This is a genomic window from Brochothrix campestris FSL F6-1037, assembly GCF_000525915.1.
Lineage (GTDB): Bacteria > Bacillota > Bacilli > Lactobacillales > Listeriaceae > Brochothrix > Brochothrix campestris.
Genome location: NZ_AODH01000086.1, coordinates 1 through 4,486 on the forward strand (window position 1 = coordinate 1; position 4,486 = coordinate 4,486).

The following is a 4,486-nucleotide window of genomic DNA, read 5'->3' on the forward strand; positions in this document are numbered from 1 at the left end:
GGTGCCAAACCTCCCCGTCGATGTGGACTCTTGGGGAGATAAGCCTGTTATCCCCGGGGTAGCTTTTATCCGTTGAGCGATGGCCCTTCCATGCGGAACCACCGGATCACTAAGCCCGACTTTCGTCCCTGTTCGACTTGTAGGTCTCACAGTCAAGCTCCCTTGTGCCTTTACACTCTGCGAATGATTTCCAACCATTCTGAGGGAACCTTTGGGCGCCTCCGTTACTCTTTAGGAGGCGACCGCCCCAGTCAAACTGCCCATCTGACACTGTCTCCCACCCCGATAAGGGGTGCGGGTTAGAATGGTCATGTCACAAGGGTAGTATCCCACCAACGCCTCATCCGAAGCTAGCGCTCCGGAGTCCAAGGCTCCTACCTATCCTGTACAAGTGACACAAACATTCAATATCAGATTGCAGTAAAGCTCCACGGGGTCTTTCCGTCCTGTCGCGGGTAACCTGCATCTTCACAGGTACTATAATTTCACCGAGTCTCTTGTTGAGACAGTGCCCAAATCGTTACACCTTTCGTGCGGGTCGGAACTTACCCGACAAGGAATTTCGCTACCTTAGGACCGTTATAGTTACGGCCGCCGTTTACTGGGGCTTCAATTCGCACCTTCGCTTGCGCTAAGCACTCCTCTTAACCTTCCAGCACCGGGCAGGTGTCAGCCCATATACTTCATCTTACGATTTTGCATAGACCTGTGTTTTTGGTAAACAGTCGCTTGGGCCTATTCACTGCGGCTCTCTCAGGCTTTCACCTTAATAGAGCACCCCTTCTCCCGAAGTTACGGGGTCATTTTGGCCGAGTTCCTTAACAAGAGTTCTCTCGCTCACCTTAGGATTCTCTCCTCATCTACCTGTGTCGGATTGCGGTACGGGCAGTCATTAACTAACTAGAGGCTTTTCTTGGCAGTGTGGAATCAGAACCTACGGCACTAGGTGCCACCACATCACAACTCAGCTTACACGGAAAGCGGATTTGCCTACTTTCCTGCCTAATTGCTTGTACATGCATATCCATCAGCATGCGTTCGTATCCTACTGCGTCCCCCCATCGCTCAAACATTAATGACTGGTACAGAAATATCAATCTGTTGTCCATCGCCTACGCCTATCGGCCTCAGCTTAGGTCCCGACTAACCCTGGGCGGACGAGCCTTCCCCAGGAAACCTTAGATATTCGGTGGACGGGATTCTCACCCGTCTTTCGCTACTCATACCGGCATTCTCACTTCTAAACACTCCACCAGTCCTCACGGTCTGACTTCGCTGTCTTTAGAACGCTCTCCTACCACGAACATCATAGATGTTCATCCACAGTTTCGGTAATACGTTTAGCCCCGGTACATTTTCGGCGCGGTGTCACTCGACTAGTGAGCTATTACGCACTCTTTAAATGGTGGCTGCTTCTGAGCCAACATCCTAGTTGTCTAAGCAATACTACATCCTTTTCCACTTAACGTATATTTAGGGACCTTAACTGGTGGTCTGGGCTGTTTCCCTCTCGACAATGGATCTTATCACTCACTGTCTGACTCCCGAGTATAAGTCGATGGCATTCGGAGTTTATCTGAATTCAGTAACCCTAGATGGGCCCCTAGTTCAAACAGTGCTCTACCTCCACGACTCTCTACCTCGAGGCTAGCCCTAAAGCTATTTCGGAGAGAACCAGCTATCTCCAGGTTCGATTGGAATTTCTCCGCTACCCACACCTCATCCCCGCAATTTTCAACTTACGTGGGTTCGGACCTCCAGTAAGTTTTACCTTACCTTCATCCTGGACATGGGTAGATCACCTGGTTTCGGGTCTACGCCTACTAACTAATTCGCCCTATTCAGACTCGCTTTCGCTGCGGCTCCGTCTTCTCGACTTAACCTTGCTAGTAAACGTAACTCGCCGGTTCATTCTACAAAAGGCACGCTATCACCCATTAACGGGCTTTAACTACTTGTAGGCACACGGTTTCAGGAACTATTTCACTCCCCTTCCGGGGTTCTTTTCACCTTTCCCTCACGGTACTGGTACACTATCGGTCACTAGGGAGTATTTAGCCTTACGGGATGGTCCCCGTGGATTCCGACGGAATTTCTCGTGTTCCGCCGTACTCAGGATACATTCTGGAGAGAAGCGCTTTTCGTTTACGGGACTGTTACCCTCTTTGGTTAACCTTTCCAGGTTACTCAACTAAACGCTTCCTTTGTAACTCCGTGTAGAATGTCCTACAACCCCAAAGAGCAAGCTCTTTGGTTTGGGCTGTTTCCGTTTCGCTCGCCGCTACTCAGGAAATCGATTTTTCTTTCTCTTCCTGCAGGTAATAAGATGTTTCAGTTCCCTGCGTCTGCCGTCAAACAACCTATGTATTCAGTTGTAGACACTATGCGATCAAGCATAGTAGGTTTCCCCATTCGGAAATCTCTGGATCAAAGCTTACGTACAGCTCCCCAAAGCATATCGGTGTTAGTCCCGTCCTTCATCGGCTCCTAGTGCCAAGGCATTCACCGTGCGCCCTTTCTAACTTAACCTTCAGATTTGTGTTCGTTGTTAAACAACTACTAACGCCTCTTTACTAATCACCTTACGGTTTTTAGTTCGACATAATGAACATATGTCTGGTTGGTCGTGCGATACGACCTGATGATTATAAATCACCTAAAATGAGTCTCGGTTGTTACTTGGTCTTTCTATTTCATATCAATTAGTATTCAGTTTTCAAAGAACAAACATAAATGAGAAGATTGACTTCTCAAAACTAAACGAACAAGCAGATGTCATACAACAATTAATGTAACTTATCACACCCGAAGGTGTGTTCCTATTCCTTAGAAAGGAGGTGATCCAGCCGCACCTTCCGATACGGCTACCTTGTTACGACTTCACCCCAATTATCTATCCCACCTTAGACGGCTAGCTCCCGAAGGTTACCAAACCGGCTTTGGGTGTTACAAACTCTCGTGGTGTGACGGGCGGTGTGTACAAGGCCCGGGAACGTATTCACCGTAGCATGCTGATCTACGATTACTAGCGATTCCGGCTTCATGCAGGCGAGTTGCAGCCTGCAATCCGAACTGAGAATAATTTTATGGGATTGGCTCCACCTCGCGGCTTCGCGACCCTTTGTATTATCCATTGTAGCACGTGTGTAGCCCAGGTCATAAGGGGCATGATGATTTGACGTCATCCCCACCTTCCTCCGGCTTACACCGGCAGTCACTTTAGAGTGCCCAACTTAATGCTGGCAACTAAAATCAAGGGTTGCGCTCGTTGCGGGACTTAACCCAACATCTCACGACACGAGCTGACGACAACCATGCACCACCTGTCACTTTGTCCCCGAAGGGAAAGTTCTGTCTCCAGAATGGTCAAAGGATGTCAAGACCTGGTAAGGTTCTTCGCGTTGCTTCGAATTAAACCACATGCTCCACCGCTTGTGCGGGCCCCCGTCAATTCCTTTGAGTTTCAACCTTGCGGTCGTACTCCCCAGGCGGAGTGCTTAATGCGTTAACTGCAGCACTAAGGGGCGGAAACCCCCTAACACTTAGCACTCATCGTTTACGGCGTGGACTACCAGGGTATCTAATCCTGTTTGCTCCCCACGCTTTCGCGCCTCAGCGTCAGTAACAGACCAGAGAGCCGCCTTCGCCACTGGTGTTCCTCCAAATATCTACGCATTTCACCGCTACACTTGGAATTCCACTCTCCTCTTCTGTCCTCAAGTCTTCCAGTTTCCAATGACCCTCCCCGGTTGAGCCGGGGGCTTTCACATCAGACTTAAAAGACCGCCTGCGCGCGCTTTACGCCCAATAATTCCGGACAACGCTTGCCACCTACGTATTACCGCGGCTGCTGGCACGTAGTTAGCCGTGGCTTTCTGGTTAGATACCGTCAAGGGGTGAACAGTTACTCTCACCCTTGTTCTTCTCTAACAACAGAGCTTTACGACCCGAAGGCCTTCTTCGCTCACGCGGCGTTGCTCGGTCAGACTTTCGTCCATTGCCGAAGATTCCCTACTGCTGCCTCCCGTAGGAGTTTGGGCCGTGTCTCAGTCCCAATGTGGCCGATCACCCTCTCAGGTCGGCTATGGATCGTCGCCTTGGTAAGCCATTACCTTACCAACTAGCTAATCCAGCGCGGGTCCATCTCACAGTGACAGCCGAAACCGTCTTTCACTTGAACATCTTATGATGTTCAGCACATTCGGTATTAGCATCGATTTCTCGATGTTATCCCCAGCTGTGAGGCAGGTTACCCACGTGTTACTCACCCGTCCGCCACTAACTTCAAAGGAGCAAGCTCCTTATCCGTTCGTTCGACTTGCATGTATTAGGCACGCCGCCAGCGTTCGTCCTGAGCCAGGATCAAACTCTCGTTAAAAAGTAACGGTGTTTAAACCGTCAAATGATCCTTAACTAGTTCGCTAGCTAAAAATTTATTACTTATTGTCGTTACGAAATTAATTGGTTTAAACTCCTAAGAGTTTAA

The 4,486-nt window shown here is 49.4% G+C and carries 2 rRNA genes; both read right to left on the minus strand.

Going from position 1 to position 4,486, the window contains the following annotated elements:
* A 23S ribosomal RNA gene (locus BCAMP_RS11940) occupies nt 1–2,529 on the minus strand; the annotation flags it as partial.
* A 301-nt stretch (nt 2,530–2,830) separates the two neighbouring features.
* Nucleotides 2,831–4,378 (minus strand): 16S ribosomal RNA (locus BCAMP_RS11945).
* Between the last annotated feature and the right edge of the window lie 108 nt (nt 4,379–4,486).